The organism is Amycolatopsis sp. GA6-003, assembly GCF_046267895.1.
GTDB lineage: Bacteria > Actinomycetota > Actinomycetes > Mycobacteriales > Pseudonocardiaceae > Amycolatopsis.
The window spans coordinates 6156009-6171360 of sequence record NZ_CP176499.1; the positions used below are offsets into that span (position 1 = coordinate 6156009).

The window sequence follows — 15352 nt, forward strand, 5'->3', positions numbered from 1 at the left end:
AGATTACCGGCGGCCTCGCGCGGGCCCCGGGGCGGGGAAGCTGCCGGTCGGCTCCGGGCGCAGGGGGCGGTTGCCGCCGAGCCCGGGCAGAAGCGATCCGCCGCGCTGCACCAGGAAGGTCTGGGTCAGGCCGACCGCGAGCAGCAGCGTCACGACCAGGAAGCCGATCCAGTACGTCGGCGGCAGCAGCAGCCCGATCGCGCCGCCCATGCACCACGACAGCTGCAGCACCGTTTCCGAACGCCCGAACGCCGAGGCGCGCGACTGCTCCGGCAGGTCCTCCTGGATCACCGCGTCGAGGCTGATCTTCGCCAGCGCGCTGGCCGTCGCGCCGATGAGACCGACGATCGCCGCCGTGGCGAGTCCGGGCAGCAGCGTGGCGATCAACGTCGTCACGACGCACGCCGCCACGCAGGCCACGATCACCTGGTCCGCCGAACCGAAGTGCAGCCGCGAACCCAGTGCGTTGCCGACGAATCCGCCGACGCCCGCCGCCGCGCCGATGATGCCCAGCAACAGCAGCTGCACGAACGGGCTGTGCCCGGCGTGTTCGGTCTGCGCCTTCACCGCGAAGGCCGCGAACATCATCAGGAAGCCAGTCAGCACGCGCACGGAACCGTTGCCCCACAAGGCAACCACGATGTGGCGTCCCATCGGCTGGCGCCGCCGCTTCTGCTTCGGCTCCGGCCGGGCGGACAGCGACGTCGGGACCTCCCCCTCGGTCACCTCGACCCACGACGGGATCCGCATCGACTGCACTGCCGCGGCCACGCAGATCGCGGCGGTGAACCACAGCGCGCCGGAGGAGTTGGTGAGGCTGCTCACGCCGCTGGCCAGCGCGCCGAACGCGCCGCCCGCGATCAGGCCGAACACGGTGATCCGCGCGTTGGTCTTCGACAGCGTGATCTCCGGCGGCACCACGCGCGGCGTGACCGCCGCCTTCAGCACGGTGAACGACTTCGACAGCACCATCATCCCGAGCGCCGCCGGGTACAGCAGCCAGTCGTCGAAGTGCAGCGCCATCACCACGGCCATCAGGCCCTGCCCGATCGACGACACGCACATCGCGAGCCGGCGGCCGCGCTGGATCCGGTCCAGCGCCGGGCCGATCACCGGCGCGACGAGCGCGAACGGCGCGATCGTGATCAGCAGGTACAGCGCGACCTTGCCCTTGCTCTCGCCGCTGGTCGCGGCGAAGAACAGCGTGTTGGCCAGCGCGATCGCCATCGCGGCGTCGCTGGCGTAGTTCAGCATCACCGCGTACATCAGCGAGGTGAGACCGGACTTGTCCGCGCCGTCCGCCTTGGTGGCGCGCTGGAACGCGCCGATCGCCTGCCCGCTCAGCTGACGGCTGCGCAGCGCGGCGACCCGCGTGACGGTGAGCTTCTTCGGCAGCTTCGGAATCGACCCGGCACCGGGGACGGCAGTGGTGTTGAACGCCTCGTCCTGCTCCTCGTCGATCCGAGGCTCGCCCGCGTAACCGCCGGTGTCGTAGTGCTCGTAGCCAGCGCTGCCGGGACGATCTTCGTACGGCCGCGGGTGCACCGGCTCGGTGCGGTGCTCGCGCGGCGGGTACGGCCGGGCGCCGCGCGGCGGCGGGGGCCGGTGTCCCATCGGGACGGCGCCGGTGGGCGCTTCGTCGGCATTCGGCACGAACGGCGGCACGTCGTCGTAAAACGCGCTGCGTCCGGGGTACGCGCGAGGCGGCTCGCGGCGCGGATCGACGTGTTCGGTCCGCGGTTCGGCCGGGCGGCCGCGGGGCGGTTCGGGCGGGATGCGCTCCGGACGGGCCCGCGGCGGCTCCGGCGCGTACTCCGGCGGAGTCTGGCGAACGCGCTGGTCAACGGCCTGATCGACCCGGGTCGGCGGGGCTTCGCGCCACGGACGGGCCTGCGCCGCGCCGGGCTCGGGAGTCCAGCGGCGCTTCTTCCGCCCACGGCCTTTGCCCGACTGCCCGCCGAGGGGGCTGTCGGAACCGGAGCGCGAGCTGAAGAGGGCCACGGTTCAATCCTGCCTCATCGGGGTCCCGCGCCGCCCGCTCACGTGCCGGTTCGCTGATTTTCCGGGACGAACTTCACGCGGAACGACGACTGCCACAGCTTCCCGGCGAGCAGGAATTCGTCGGTGCCGGGGATGGCGGCGATGCCGTTCAGCACGTCCTCGCCGGGCCGGGCGGGCTTGCGCAGCCCGCTGGCGTCGATCTTCGCGGTGATCCGTCCGGTGCCGGCGTCGATGCGCAGAATGGTGTCGGTCTGCCAGACGTTCGCGTAGACGGTGTCGCCGACGCACTCCAGTTCGTTCAGCTGGTCCTGGCCGACCTCGACGGAACCGGTGACCGCAAACGTTTGCGGATCACGGAAGGTGAGCTTCGACGACCCATTGCTCATCACCAGCCGCCCGTCGGGCTGGTGACACAGTCCCCAGCCCTCGCCGTCGTAACGCACGCGCCGCAGCTCGGCGAGCGTCTGGGAGTCGCGCTCGATGGCGATTCCGTCGCGCCAGGTCAGCTGCCACAGCTTCGGCCCGAGCACCGTGATGCCCTCGGCGAACAGCGGCGACGGCACCGTTACCTGTTTGGCTGGCGCTTCGCCGGCCGGGCCCGCGGTGAGCGCGGACTTGCCTTCGAGCCCGCGGCTCTCGTACAGCGTCGGGCCGGAGTACTCGAGTCCTTCGGTGAAGGCCGTCGAGTCGTGCGGCAGCGTTCCGAGCACCTGGACGGTGAGCTGTTCGGGCTGGGCGGGCGCGGCTTGGGTGCCCGCGCACCCGCCGAGCAGGGCGGCGGCCACCAGGGGCCAGACGATCCGGGTTCGCACGAGGAACAGCCTGGCACGGGCGGCGCGGATGCGTGCGGCACAATTGGGGGTATGACGCTGCTGTTGACCCTGGACGACGGCTCTCTCCACCGGAAGCTCGCGGACGCCGTCGAGGTGGCGCGGGAGGCCGTGCTGGCGGAAGCCCCCGCCGACCAGGTCGGCGAGCACGTCGGAGTGGAACGCGAGGACGCGGTCTCCGCGAGCCACCTTTTCGAAGCCTCGGTGCCCGGCTACCGCGGCTGGCGCTGGTCGGTCACCGTCGCGGTGGCCGGGCCGGACGAGCCGGTCACGGTGAGCGAGCTGGTGCTGCAGCCGGGCCCGGAGGCGCTGGTCGCGCCCGCGTGGGTGCCGTGGGAGCAGCGGGTGCGGGCGGGCGACCTCGGGGTCGGCGACCTGTTCCCGGCGGACAAGGACGACCCGCGCCTTTCGCCCGCGTACCTGCAGTCGGACGACCCGGCGGTCGAGGAGACCGCTCTGGAGGTCGGTCTCGGCCGGGTGCACGTGCTTTCGCGCTACGGCAGGCTGGACGCGGCCGCCCGCTGGCACAGCGGCGAGTTCGGCCCGCGCTCGGACATGGCCCGCAGCGCGCCCGCGACCTGCGGGACCTGCGGGTTCTTCGTGCCGCTCGCCGGGTCGCTGCGCGGCTCCTTCGGCGCCTGCACGAACGACATCGCGCCCGCGGACGGGCACGTCGTGGACGTGGCGTACGGCTGCGGCGCGCATTCGGAGGTGCGGGTCGAGGTGACTTCCTCGGTTCCGGTCGCGGAACTGGTTTACGACGATTCGCTGATCGACTTCACCCCGGCCCCGGAGCCGGCTCCGGAGCCGAGCGCGGTCGCGGACCCGGCGGTGGTGGAAGAGGCGGCGGCCGCGGCTGCCGAAGAGACCGCTGAGGTCGCGGCGGTGGAGCCGGAGGCGGCCGTGGAGGTGGCGGTCGAGGAGGCTGCCGAAGCGGCTTCGGAGGGTGCTTCGGATGTCGCTGCGGATTCGGTCGAGCCGGTTGCCGAGGAACCGGTCGAGGAGGCTGCCGAAGCCGCTTCGGAGGACGTCGCTGCGGATTCGGCCGAGCCGGGTGCCGAGGAACCGGTCGAGGCTTCGGCGGCGGGTACGGCGGCGGACGTGGTCGTCGAGGCGGTCGCAGCCGAGGAAGGCTCCGCGCCGGAGCAGGGCGACTCCGACGGGAGCGATGTCCTCCGGTGAACGAAGTCGCTGGGGGAGCGGCTGATCCTTTCGGGACAGTCCGGCTGCGGGAAGCGGTGCTGAGCGCCTGGCGCGATTCGCCCACCCGCTTCACCGAGGACACCAACTCCGAACGCGACCTGCGCGTGGGCGCTTATCGCGACCGGTTGTTCGTCGAACTGGCGCAGAACGCCGCCGACGCCGCGCAGCTCGCGGGCGAACCGGGGCGGATCCGAGTGTCCGTTGTGGACGGTGAACTGCGGTTCGCCAATACCGGCGTGCCACTGGACGCCCGGGGGGTCGAATCGCTCGCGTCGCTGCGGGCGTCGGCCAAGCAGGGAACCGTCGGCCGGTTCGGGGTCGGGTTCGCGGCCGTGCTGACCGTCACCGACGAGCCGCGCGTGGTTTCCACCTCGGGCGGGGTCGCGTTCTCCGCGCAGCGCACGCGGGAGGAATCCGGCCGGGACGGCGACGTTCCGGTGCTGCGGCTGCCGTTCCCCGTCGCGGAACAGCCGGCCGAGGGGTTCGCCACCGAAGTGCGGTTGCCGCTCCGGGAATCCGGACAGGGGCTGCTCGACGGCCTGGCGAACGAGATCGAAGACCTCCTGCTGGCCCTGCCGTGGCTCGCCGAGGCCGAAGTGGACGGTCGCACGTGGACGCGAAGCGGTGAGGAGATCGTCGAGATCACTTCGCCGACCGGGCGACGGCGGTGGCTGAAGCACGGAGTCTGGGCGGTCCCGGTCGACGCCGACGGAGTGCCGCAGCCGCTCGAGGACGATCTGCTGCACGCGCCGACGCCGACCGACGAAGGGCTTTCGCTCCCGGCTCGGTTGATTGCCGAGGTGCCGTTGGAACCGTCGCGCCGCCGTGTGCTTCCTGGCGCGGAACTCACTCGCGCGCTGGAAACGGCGGCGAGCGAATACGTCGAGCTGGTCCGGGCGGTAAAAGCCGAGCACCGGCCGATCTTGGTCCCCGCCGCGGGTTTTCCGCAGTCCACTGTGGACGCACAGCTGAAAGACCTCGTGTACACCGCGCTCGCGCAGGAGCCCTGGCTGGCCACAGTGGACGGTCGGGAAGTCTCCGGGCAGCAGGCGCGGGTGCTCGACATCGACGGGCTGGCTCCGCTGCTTGCCGACGTCATTCCCGGTCTGGTGCAGGCGAATCCGCGGTTGCTGAAGCCGGTGTCCGCGAACATCCTCAGCATCGGGGACGTCCTCGAAGTCCTGACCGGCATCGACCGCGAACCCGGCTGGTGGCAAAAGCTGTACGCGGAGCTGGCGGTCGCGGTCGAGAGTCACGCCATCAGCGCGAATCAGCTGGACGGCCTGCCGGTTCCGTTGTCGGACGGGCGGACGTTGCCGGGCGTCAAGGGCGCGCTGCTGGTCGACGGCAGCGGCGAACTCCGCGAACTTCTGTCCGATGTGGATGTTCCGGGGCTTCGGCTGGTGCACCCGGGTGCGGCGCATCAGTTGCTGGAACTGCTGGGGGCCAAGCACGCGGACGCGCGCCAGCTGCTCGAAGCGGAGCAACTGCGATACGCGGTGGAGCACAGCGTCGCCGACGTTCAGTCCGGTTTGGACGGAATGAACCTCGCCGGCGCGGTGCTGCGGCTGGTCGCGGACTGCGGCGACCAGGCTCCGGAGTGGATCGGCGCGCTGGCGCTGCCCGCGGAGGACGGCTGGCGGCGCGCGGACGAGCTGGTGCTGCCGACGTCGCCGTTGCTGGACGTGCTCGACCCCGAGGTGTTCGAGCCCGGCGGCGCGCTTTCCGTGCTGGACGAGGAATTCGCGGAGGACTGGCCGACCGAAACCCTCGTCGCGGCGAAGGTGCTCGATTCGTTCGCGGTCGTGCTGGACGAGGAACCGCACGAACCCGACCATCAGCTTCCGGACGAAGAGCAGTGGTGGGATTCGTTCGAGCAGCCGCCGACGACGGTCGTGTCCATCCGGGACCTCGACCTCGTCGCGGACGACGCCTGGCCGGACGCGCTCCGGCTGATCGCGTCCCGCCCGGAAACCTGGCAGGCACTGCACAGCCCGGACGGGCACGCGGGCTGGTGGCTCGCGCGGTACGCCCTGCTGGCCGGCGAAGCGCCCGGCTCCTGGCGGCTCGCTTCGGCGACCGCGCTGGCCGGGCTGTACGACCCGGTGCCGGATCTCGACCTGAGCGACGATCTCCTCCGCGCCGTGGGAGTCCGCACCGGACTGGATCTGGAGACCGCGGAAGACGTCACCGACCTGCTCGAACGACTCGGCGATCCAGACCGCACGCCGACGCCGGGCCTGGTGGCTCGCGCCCACGCGGCGCTGGTGGCCGCGCCGATCGACATCTCCGACGTCGACGCCCCCGCTCGCGTCCGCGCGGCGGACGGAAGCGTCGTAGAGGACGCCGTGGTGCTGGACGTGCCGTGGGTCGCGGCGGCACTCGATCCGGCGAAGCTCCTCGTCGCGCCCGCCGAACCCGAGCGGCTGGCGGAACTCCTCGACGTACCGGTCGCGAGCAGCCTGAAAGCCGAGGTCGAGAGCACCGGCGAGTACGTCGCGTGGGCCGATCTGCCCGCCGTCGCGCTCGCCGCGGACCAGCTCGGCATCGCACTGCCGGACGGTGGCGTGCTGCTGCACGACTCGCTCACCGTGTCGGTCGAGGGCGAGACGGCCGACGTGCCGTGGTGGTTGGACGACCGGTTGCACGCGGCGGACACGTCCGAGGGGCTGGCGCGCGCCTTCGCGTGGGCGAGCGACCGCTGGGCGGAGCGTTACCGGATCACCGCGCTGCTGGAAGACCCCGCGCCGCGCACGCTGCTGAACTGACGTCGTGAGTGCTGGTCCCGGTTAGAACCGTGAGCAGCACTCACGAGCCCTAAAGCCGCTGCGCCGACTTGGACCCGCGCCGAGCCGCCGCACGCTGCCAGAAAATAATCCCGAACCCGATAAACCCGAGCACAACCCCGGCCACACACGTCCACACCCACACACCCCCGCTCGTGAAGAAGAGCACCACGAGCGCGACAAGCCAGAGCGCAGTACCTACGATCACCACCGGCGTCAGGTCGGTGAGCCGCTTCGGCAGGTCCGGCGTGTGCCGCAAAGCAGCCGGAGCGTCCGGAGCACTGGTCGGTTCGTCCACGTGCTGAGCTTACCCGGGACGGAACAGCGAGACAGGCGGGGAAATGGCGGAGCAGCGCGAACGGGCCGGGTCCACACTGGACCGCTTCTTCCGGATCAGCGAACGCGGGTCGAGCACTGGGCGGGAGATCCGCGGCGGCGTGGTCACGTTCGTGACGATGGCCTACATCGTGGTCCTCAACCCGCTGATCATCGGCAGTTTCGCGGCCGACACCCCGTCGGCGCACAAGGACGTGCTCGGCCACATCCTTCCGGTGCCGCAGGTCGCCGCGGTGACCGCGCTGGTCGCCGGCGTGCTGACGATCCTGATGGGGCTGGTCGCGAACTACCCGTTCGGCATCGCCACCGGGCTCGGCATCAACAGCCTGCTCGCGGTCACTATCGCGCCGCAGATGAGCTGGCCGGAGGCGATGGGCCTGGTGGTCATCGAGGGCGTGATCATCGTCCTGCTCGTGCTCACCGGCTTCCGCACCGCGGTGTTCCGCGCCGTGCCGCCCGCGCTCAAATCCGCGATCGCGGTCGGCATCGGGCTCTTCATCTGCCTGATCGGCCTGGTCGACGCCGGGTTCGTGCGCCGGCTTCCGGACGACGCGCACACCACGGTGCCGGTCGGGCTCGGCATCGGCGGTTCGATCGCCTCGTGGCCGACCGCGGTGTTCGTCGTCGGGCTGCTGCTGACCGCGGTGCTCGTGGCCAAGAAGGTCAAGGGCGCGATCCTGATCGGCGTGCTCGGCTCGACCGTGCTGGCGATCGTGGTCGAGGCGATCGTGAAGGCCGGGCCGTCGAACGGCACCGACCCGAAGGGCTGGAACCTCGGCTACCCGGCGCTGCCGCAGAAGGTCGTCGGCCTGCCGGACCTGTCGCTGGTCGGCGACGTCTCGTTCGGCGCGTGGACCCGGCTGCCGATCATCACCGTGGTGCTGCTCGTCTTCACCCTCGTGCTCGCGGATTTCTTCGACGCCATGGGCACCATGACCGGCCTCGGCAAGGAAGCGGGCCTGGTCGGCAAGGACGGCCAGCTCCCGAACGTCGGCAAGGCGCTGTTCGTCGAGGGCCTCGCGGGCGCGGCCGGCGGGTTCGGCTCGGCCAGCTCGAACACCGTGTTCGTGGAATCCGCTTCCGGGATCGCGGAGGGCGCGCGGACCGGGCTGGCGAACGTCGTGACCGGCCTGCTGTTCCTCGCCGCGATGTTCCTGACCCCGCTGTACCAGGTCGTGCCGGTCGAGGCGGCCGCTCCGGCGCTGGTGGTGGTCGGCGCGCTGATGATGGCGCAGGTCCGCGACATCGACTTCACCGATTTCAGGATCGCCCTGCCCGCGTTCCTGACCATCGTGGTCATGCCGTTCACCTACTCGATCGCCAACGGCATCGGCGCCGGATTCGTCAGCTACGTCGTGATCCAGGCGGTCACCGGCAAGGCCCGGAAGGTGCACCCGCTGATGTGGGTGATCGCGGTGGCGTTCGTCGCCTACTTCGCGGTCGGGCCGATCCAGGCCGCACTCGCCTGACCGGCGTAAACACCGGGCCCAGGTCGTGAGGTATGCTAACTATATGTCCGGCGACCCGCACGAGCGATCACTGGCGAGCCGCTTGCGTCTCGCGGTGGTGCGGCTCAACCGCAGGCTCCGGGCACAGCGGGTGGCCGACGACGTGTCGCTCACGCAGATCGCGGCGCTGTCCACCCTGCACAAGTGCGGTCCGCTGACCCCCGGTCAGCTCGCCGCGAAGGAAGGCGTCCAGCCGCCCTCGATGACGAGGGTCATCGCCGCGCTCGAGGAGATGGGATTCGTCGAGCGCAGGCCGCACCCGACCGACGGCCGCCAGGCCATCGTCGAGCTGTCCGACGACGGGCTCGCGTTCGTGCGCAAGGCCATTTCGGTGCGGGAGGCGTGGCTGGACCGGCAACTGGCCGAACTCGGCGAGGAAGAGCTCGAAGTGCTCTCCCGGGCCGCGGAGATCATCGACAGGATGGCGGGGAACTAGCACAGGTGACCACCACGGGTAGCGAAACAGGATGTCCGGCCCAATCCGCTGCTACCCGGGACACGGCGCCGCCGCCGTCCGGTTCCGCTCCGCCCGGCCCCTCGTCCACCGCCAGGAAATCGTCTTCCGAGGCGGAAACCCAGGAAACCAAGACCCGGCGCACGATGTTCTCGTCGCTGCGCGTGCGGAACTACCGGCTGTTCTTCAGCGGCCAGGTCATCTCGAACATCGGCACCTGGATGCAGCGCATCGCCCAGGACTGGCTGGTGTTCACGCTGTCCGGCAACGATCCGGTGGCGCTCGGCGTCGCGGTCGCGCTGCAGTTCATCCCGACGCTGCTGCTGTCGCTGTGGGCGGGCGTGCTCGCCGACCGCGTCGACAAGCGCCGGCTGCTGATGCTGATCCAGTCGGTGAACTGCCTGCAGGCCGTGCTGCTCGGCGTGCTCGACCTGACCGGCGTCGCCCAGCTGTGGCACGTCTACCTGCTGTGCGTGATGCTCGGGACGACCTCGGCGATCGAGGTGCCGACGCGGCAGTCGTTCGTCGCCGAGATGGTCGGCCGCGACCAGGTGGCGAACGCGGTCGCGCTGAACTCGTCGATCTTCAACATGGCCCGCATCGTCGGACCGGCCATCGCCGGGTTCGCGATCACCTGGGTCGGCACCGGCTGGCTGTTCATCGCGAACGCGGCGAGCACGCTGGCGGTGATCGCCGGGGTCGCGATGATGAACCCGGCGAAGCTGTTCCGCGGTCCGGCGATCCCGCGCGCGAAGGGCCAGCTGATGGAGGGCCTGCGTTACGTGCGCGGGCGGCCGGATCTGGTGACCGTCATGGTGCTGATGTTCTTCGTCAGCACGTTCGGCATCACCTACTTCACGTCGCTGCCGATCGTCGCCGCGAACGTCTTCCATACCCAGGCGGACGGCTATGGCCTGCTCTCGACGCTCGTCGCGGTGGGCACCTTCACCGGCGCGCTGGCGTCCGCGCGGCGCGGGGCGAAGAGCCGTCCCCGGGTGCGGCTGATGCTGGTGTCGGCGGCGCTGCTCGGGGTGTTCGAGTTGATCACCGCGTTCATGCCGACGTACCTGGCCTTCGGGATCGGGCTGATCCCGCTCGGGTTCGCCACGATCACCTTCCTGAACACGGCGAACGCGCTGGTGCAGACGTCGGTGTCGCCGGAGATGCGCGGCCGCGTGATGGGCATCTACGTGCTGGTGCTGATCGGCGGCAACCCGATCGGCGGGCCGATGACCGGCTGGATGGCCGACGCGTTCGGCGGCCGGTCGCCGTTCTACATCGGCGGCGCGGTTTCGGCGATCGCGGCGGTGGTGTGCGCGGCGGTGCTGATCCGGCGCGGCGGCGTCCGGATGCCCAAGCGGCTCGGCAACGGCCTGCGGATCCTGTCTCGGGAACGGGTCTGACCTGCGGAAATGGCTGGCCGAGGGCGGTCGGGCAGCCGAAAGTTGTCACTCGGGCGGGTGAGACCGAGGTCTCCGCGGGGACGGTCTTGCCGTCGCTGGTGAGGTTAGGCTAACCTCATACATGTCCGCTTCGTGGTGGGAGCGGCAGTCAGTTCGGGAACGGACAGAGCCCCGCAACCTGGGAACCCCGGGAGGCGGGGCTCTGTTCATGGTCGGGGCTCTTCGCCGCGAGGGCAAGGCCGTTCCCGACGTCAGGACGGGTGCGCACTCGGTTTCGAGGCTTCCAGCGGATGTTCGCCGGGACGCATCGGAAGCCGACGCAGGCGCAGGCCGAAGTACACGTGATACGCCATCCGCACGGCTTCGTCGTTCGGCAGCAGCACCTCGTGCCGCACGCCGTCCACCGTCTCGATCAGCCGGTCGCCGGACAGCGTCACGCGGCCCTGGGCGGTCGGGCGGGAGCAGGTCAGGCTCTGCGTGAAATGCGACTGCGGCGAAGTGGCCTGCCACCACGCCATCGGCCCGAAGTCCGACAGCTGCCGTGGGCGGCGCTCCAAGCGGTACTCGGGCTTGCCGTCGCGCAGGACGTCCACGTCGCCGTACGGAGCGTCCAGGAGCAGGAACTCGCCCTCGGGGTCGCTCTGCGGCTCGACCGCGGACAGAGCCAGCGGCTGGCGGCTGAACTTGCCGAAGCCGACGTCCACCAGGTACTGCTCGTCCTCGAGCTGGACGAGGATGGCGGCGTGGTCCAGCGGCGGACCGGGCACGCCGGCGTCGTCGAAGACGCGGGCGGCGTGCAGCGTCGCGGCGAAGCCCAGCTCTCGCAGCAGCGCGACGAAAAGACCGTTCAGCTCGTAGCAGAAACCGCCGCGCCGACGGCGCACGAGCTTGTCGAAAAGCGCTTCTTCGGTGAGTTCGATGGGTTCCCCGAGGTGCACGCTCAGGTTCTCGAACGGGACGTGCATCAGGTGCCGCTCCTGCAGCAGGCGCAGCGCGGCCAGGTCAGCCGCCGGAGGCACCGGCAGGTCCAGGCGAGCGAGGTAGGCGTCGACGTCCATGGGTTCCACTCTCACACCTCCAGTGCACTCCAGGTCAAGCGAAATAAGGGGCCCGGCCGCGGTCGGCCGGGCCCCGGGGCTCAGCTGAGCAGGAGGCCGTTGCCGCCGGCGACGGCGTTGTCGAAGCGCTTGCTGATCTCGGCCCAGTTGAAGACGTTCCAGAGGGCGTTGACGTAGTCCGGCTTCACGTTCTTGTAGTCGAGGTAGAACGCGTGCTCCCAGACGTCGACCAGCAGGATCGGCACGGTCGGCAGGATCAGGTTGTTGTGGTGGTCGCGCAGCTGCTGGGTGATCAGCGTCTTGCCGATCGGGTCCCACGACAGCGCGCCCCACCCGTTGCCCTGAATCGTGGTGGACACCGCGGTGAACTGGGCCTTGAACTTGTCGAACGAGCCGAACGCCTCGTCGATCGCCGCGGCCAGCTCGCCGGTCGGCTTGTCCCCGCCCTCCGGCGAGAGGATCTTCCACCACACGACGTGGTTGGCGTGCCCGGCCAGGTTGAACGCCAGCGTCGTCTCCAGCCCCACGATCGAGCCGAAGTCGCCCGCCTCCCGCGCGGCGGCGAGCTTGTCCAGCGTGTCGTTCGCGCCCTTCACGTAGGTCGCGTGGTGCTTGCTGTGGTGCAGCTCGTTGATCTCGCCCGAAATGTACGGCGCGAGAGCACCGTAGTCGTAATCGAGTTCGGGCAGCTCGTACCGGGCCATGGGCCCTCCTTCTGATCGACGCGCGGTTTTTCTAGGCGGCTTCCCTCGCGGGAACCTTCTGAAACCGAGCGTCGTACTTCAAGCTAGGTGGAGGTCAACCGGCTGTGACCCGGCTCATGCCGCCGCGTCGCGGTACCGGTCGAGGTCGAGCGCCAGTTCGTCGAATACCGCCACGTTGTGCTCGAAGGCGACCACGGATTCGTCGATGACCCGGGCGCGGTCTTCCTCGCTCCACGGCGCCTCGTCCAGCTTCGCGCGGTAGCGGTCGCGGAACGCGGGGGCGCTGCCGATCTGGTCGAAGCGGTAGAAGAGCGTGCCCGCCTCGGCGAGGTCGAACTTCTTCTCCAGCAGCCGCCGGATGATCTGGCCGCCGGCGATGTCGCCGAGGTAGCGCGTGTAGTGGTGCGCCACGAACCCGCCGGACCAGCGCGCCGCCTCGGCGATCCGCGCGGTGTAGGCCGCGGTGGCGGCGAGCGGGGCGATCTCGGCGCGCCAGCCGGGCCCGACCAGCCGGACGAGGTCGCGTTCCAGCGCGGGCAGCCGGCGCAGCTCCTCGAATACGAACTGGCCGCCGACCGGATCGCCGGCCATCGCGTCGCCGGCGCGTTCGATGGCCTCGTAGATGAAGTAGTACTGGGCTGCCAGCGCCGCGTAGCCCTCCAGCGTCAGCTCGCCGCCGAGCAGCGCGTTCATGTACGTCGAGTGGTTGGCCTTGTCGTGCACCGCCCTCGTGGACGCGCGCAGCCGTCCGGAGAACGGGCTGGCTTCGAGGTCCGCGGTCACCGTCATCAAGGGCCTCCCGACGTCTTTATGACAAGCTGTCAGAAAGAACTGTAGGCCAGGATCACGACTTAGGCTAGCCTAAAATCAAGCTTCGTCCCTCGAACCGACCGCCCGCCGGACGAACCGCACGGCGGCTTCGATGGCGTCTTCCAGCTGGTCAGCGGGCACATCGATGACCTGCCGGCTGCCGAGCGCGGCGGTGATCATCGGAACCACCACGGCGAGGTCCTGCGCGGGCCAGCTGCCCGCGTCGACTCCGGCGAGCAGCACCGAGCGCAGCTGTTCGATGATCGGGTCGGCGTGCGCGCTGATCCGCTGGTACGCCGCGGGCGCGAGCGCGGATTCCAACGCGGTGCCCGGCGGGAGGTGGTGCTCGGCCAGCACGCGCAGCTGCAGCCGGACGAACGTGGCCAGCTGGGCGACCGGGTCCGGTTCGGCGTCCACCGCCGCGCGCAGCCGCTCGACATAGCGCGCGGCCTCGTCCTCCACGAACGCGACGAGCAGGCTTTCCTTGTCCGGGAAGTGGTTGTACATCGCGGTGCGGCCGAGCCCAGCCTCCGCGGCGACTCCGGCGAGCGTGATCGCGTCGAACCCGCGTTCGTACAGCTGCGCGCGGACGACCTCGAAGACCCGCGACCGCACTTCCCGGCGGTGCGCTTCGAGCGAACCGCCCAGCACCTTCGGCACACGCGCCACCCCCTTCCCGTGCGAAACACCTTAGGGGACCGCGCAAAAGGGCTCAGCCGTCGAGCGTCCAGGTGTGCACCGGCTCGCCGGCTTCCGAAAGCTCCAAATACCGCCGCAGCATCCAGTTGAGCGCGGTTTCGCGGTCCGCGCCGCGTTCGTGCGCGCGCAGCACGTAGTCGCGTTGCCAGGCCGCGCCGCTGCGCCGGGCGAGGCAGCGGCGTTCGATGATGCCGAGGTACCGCACGCGGGCTTCGTCGGACACATCCGAACGGCGCAGGCCTTCGTGTGCCAGCGGAAGCAGCACGCGCAGCGCCAGCTCGTCCGGCGGGATCCAGCCGATGCCGGGCCAGTACAGCTGCGCGTCGAAGCCCTTGCGCGCGCCCTCGTACAAATTTTCTTCCGCGGCCTGGAACGACATCTGCGACCACACCGGCCGGTCCTGCTCGGCCAGCGCGCGCTGGGCGCCGTAGAAAAACGCCGCGTTGGCCACCATGTCGGCGACCGTCGGACCGGCGGGCAGCACCCGGTTTTCGATGCGCAGATGCGGCAGGCCGTCGACTACGTCGTACACCGGCCGGTTCCACCGCCAGATCGTTCCGTTGTGCAGCCGCAGTTCGGAAAGCTTCGGCGCCTGCCCGGATTCCAGCGCTTCGATCGGGTCTTCGAGATCGGTCTCCGGCAGCAGACCCGGGAAATAGCGGACGTTTTCCTCGAACAGGTCGAAGATCGACGTGATCCACCGTTCGCCGAACCACACGCGCGGCCGGACGCCCTGGTTTTTCAGCTCCTCCGGCCGGGTGTCGGTGGCCTGCTGGAACAACGGGATCCGGGTTTCGTGCCACAGCGCCTTGCCCAGCAGGAAAGGCGAGTTCGAGGCGAGCGCGATCTGGACGCCGGCCAGGCATTGCGCGGCGTTCCAGTGCGCGGCGAATTCCTCAGGGGCGACCTGCAGATGCAATTGGACCGAAGTGCAGGCGGCCTCCGGGAGAATGGACTCCGCGTAGTGCCGCAGCCGCTCCGGCTGGCCTCCGGGCAATGCCGGGCCGTCCATCGCGAGCGCGATCCGCTCGCCGCGGGCGGCGAAGATCTCGTCGTTCAGCGACGAATACCGCGTTTTGTGGGAAAGCCACTTCTGATCGAAATGCTCCGGTCCCAGCGTCGGCAGAATGCCGATCATGGCCACCGACGAGCCGGTGTGCGCCGCGCTGTCCTGCGCTTTCGCGAGGTAGGAGTGCAGGTCTTCTTCCAGCCGCAGCGCGGAATCCCCGGCGAGCGGGCGGGGCGGCACGTTGAGCTCCAGATTGTGCTGGCCGAGTTCGGTGGTGAACGCGGCGTCGTCGAGCGCCTCCAGCACGACCGAGTTGGTCATCGAGGGGCTCAGCTGCCCGTCCACCAGATTCAGCTCGACTTCGAGCCCGATGTTCTTGCGGGGAAAGGAAAAACTGCCGTCGGTGAGCATCCGCGCCAGGGTGTCCAGGCACCGCTGGACCTTCCGGCGGTACCGTCCGCGATCGAGCCGGCCGGGGTGTGCCGAGAGATCCGTACCCATGGTTCGACGCGCTCCTTGGCTGCTGTCCGCAGTGGTCTGGGCGGCTAGGT

At 70.1% G+C, this 15352-nt stretch carries 13 protein-coding genes; 5 read left to right on the forward strand and 8 right to left on the reverse strand.

Annotation, left to right across the window (positions count from 1 at the left end):
* Positions 1–3: 3 nt before the first annotated feature.
* A complete protein-coding gene (locus tag F9C12_RS27945; protein ID WP_409462330.1) occupies positions 4–2001 on the reverse strand; it encodes an MFS transporter in 1998 nt (665 codons plus the stop codon).
* Between the two features lie 38 nt (positions 2002–2039).
* A complete protein-coding gene (locus F9C12_RS27950) occupies positions 2040–2813 on the reverse strand; it encodes a glutaminyl-peptide cyclotransferase (protein WP_409184751.1) in 774 nt (257 codons plus the stop codon).
* Positions 2814–2864: 51 nt separating this feature from the next.
* On the opposite strand from F9C12_RS27950, the gene F9C12_RS27955 reads away from it, so the two are divergent.
* Together F9C12_RS27955 and F9C12_RS27960 are read left to right on the forward strand one after the other, a co-directional pair.
* Complete coding sequence (locus F9C12_RS27955) at positions 2865–4013, forward strand: DUF3027 domain-containing protein (RefSeq protein WP_409462331.1); 1149 nt, start codon at positions 2865–2867, stop codon at positions 4011–4013.
* Positions 4010–6802 (forward strand): sacsin N-terminal ATP-binding-like domain-containing protein, encoded by a 2793-nt coding sequence (locus tag F9C12_RS27960; protein ID WP_409462332.1) that lies wholly within the window; start codon positions 4010–4012, stop codon positions 6800–6802. The genes F9C12_RS27955 and F9C12_RS27960 overlap by 4 nt, the downstream gene beginning before the upstream one ends.
* 49 nt (positions 6803–6851) lie before the next feature.
* Here F9C12_RS27960 and F9C12_RS27965 read toward each other — a convergent pair whose 3' ends face one another.
* On the reverse strand, positions 6852–7079 hold the full coding sequence (locus F9C12_RS27965; RefSeq protein ID WP_409186871.1) for a DUF2530 domain-containing protein: 228 nt from the start codon (positions 7077–7079) through the stop codon (positions 6852–6854).
* Between the two features lie 82 nt (positions 7080–7161).
* Here F9C12_RS27965 and F9C12_RS27970 point away from each other — a divergent pair, with 82 nt between their 5' ends.
* From F9C12_RS27970 to F9C12_RS27980, 3 genes are all read left to right on the forward strand, one after another.
* Entirely contained in the window at positions 7162–8625 is a 1464-nt protein-coding gene (locus F9C12_RS27970; RefSeq protein WP_409184754.1) for an NCS2 family permease, read from the forward strand.
* A gap of 43 nt (positions 8626–8668) precedes the next feature.
* A complete protein-coding gene (locus tag F9C12_RS27975; protein ID WP_009083883.1) occupies positions 8669–9100 on the forward strand; it encodes a MarR family winged helix-turn-helix transcriptional regulator in 432 nt (143 codons plus the stop codon).
* Positions 9101–9264: 164 nt separating this feature from the next.
* Complete coding sequence (locus F9C12_RS27980) at positions 9265–10521, forward strand: MFS transporter (protein WP_409467083.1); 1257 nt, start codon at positions 9265–9267, stop codon at positions 10519–10521.
* Between the two features lie 251 nt (positions 10522–10772).
* Here the strand turns inward: F9C12_RS27980 and F9C12_RS27985 are convergent, their stop codons facing one another.
* The 5 genes from F9C12_RS27985 to F9C12_RS28005 all read right to left on the reverse strand — a co-directional run bounded on the left by F9C12_RS27985 (position 10773) and on the right by F9C12_RS28005 (position 15302).
* A complete protein-coding gene (locus tag F9C12_RS27985; protein WP_409462333.1) occupies positions 10773–11579 on the reverse strand; it encodes an arylamine N-acetyltransferase family protein in 807 nt (268 codons plus the stop codon).
* Between the two features lie 80 nt (positions 11580–11659).
* Complete coding sequence (locus F9C12_RS27990) at positions 11660–12283, reverse strand: superoxide dismutase (protein ID WP_409184756.1); 624 nt, start codon at positions 12281–12283, stop codon at positions 11660–11662.
* A gap of 114 nt (positions 12284–12397) precedes the next feature.
* A complete protein-coding gene (locus F9C12_RS27995) occupies positions 12398–13072 on the reverse strand; it encodes a heme oxygenase (biliverdin-producing) (RefSeq protein WP_409462334.1) in 675 nt (224 codons plus the stop codon).
* Between the two features lie 78 nt (positions 13073–13150).
* On the reverse strand, positions 13151–13753 hold the full coding sequence (locus F9C12_RS28000; protein WP_409462335.1) for a TetR/AcrR family transcriptional regulator: 603 nt from the start codon (positions 13751–13753) through the stop codon (positions 13151–13153).
* A gap of 52 nt (positions 13754–13805) precedes the next feature.
* Positions 13806–15302: a glutamate-cysteine ligase family protein gene (locus tag F9C12_RS28005; RefSeq protein ID WP_409184759.1), complete on the reverse strand. Its 1497-nt coding sequence runs from the start codon at positions 15300–15302 to the stop codon at positions 13806–13808.
* Between the last annotated feature and the right edge of the window lie 50 nt (positions 15303–15352).

Excerpts from the sequence above, each read along its gene's own strand:
- F9C12_RS27955 (WP_409462331.1), top strand. The coding sequence starts at position 2,865 with ATGACGCTGCTGTTGACCCTGGACGACGGCTCTCTCCACCGGAAGCTC.
- F9C12_RS27990 (WP_409184756.1), bottom strand. The coding sequence starts at position 12,283 with ATGGCCCGGTACGAGCTGCCCGAACTCGATTACGACTACGGTGCTCTC.
- F9C12_RS27985 (WP_409462333.1), bottom strand. The coding sequence starts at position 11,579 with ATGGACGTCGACGCCTACCTCGCTCGCCTGGACCTGCCGGTGCCTCCG.
- F9C12_RS27970 (WP_409184754.1), top strand. The coding sequence starts at position 7,162 with ATGGCGGAGCAGCGCGAACGGGCCGGGTCCACACTGGACCGCTTCTTC.
- F9C12_RS28005 (WP_409184759.1), bottom strand. The coding sequence starts at position 15,302 with ATGGGTACGGATCTCTCGGCACACCCCGGCCGGCTCGATCGCGGACGG.
- F9C12_RS27995 (WP_409462334.1), bottom strand. The coding sequence starts at position 13,072 with ATGACGGTGACCGCGGACCTCGAAGCCAGCCCGTTCTCCGGACGGCTG.
- F9C12_RS27975 (WP_009083883.1), top strand. The coding sequence starts at position 8,669 with ATGTCCGGCGACCCGCACGAGCGATCACTGGCGAGCCGCTTGCGTCTC.
- F9C12_RS27980 (WP_409467083.1), top strand. The coding sequence starts at position 9,265 with ATGTTCTCGTCGCTGCGCGTGCGGAACTACCGGCTGTTCTTCAGCGGC.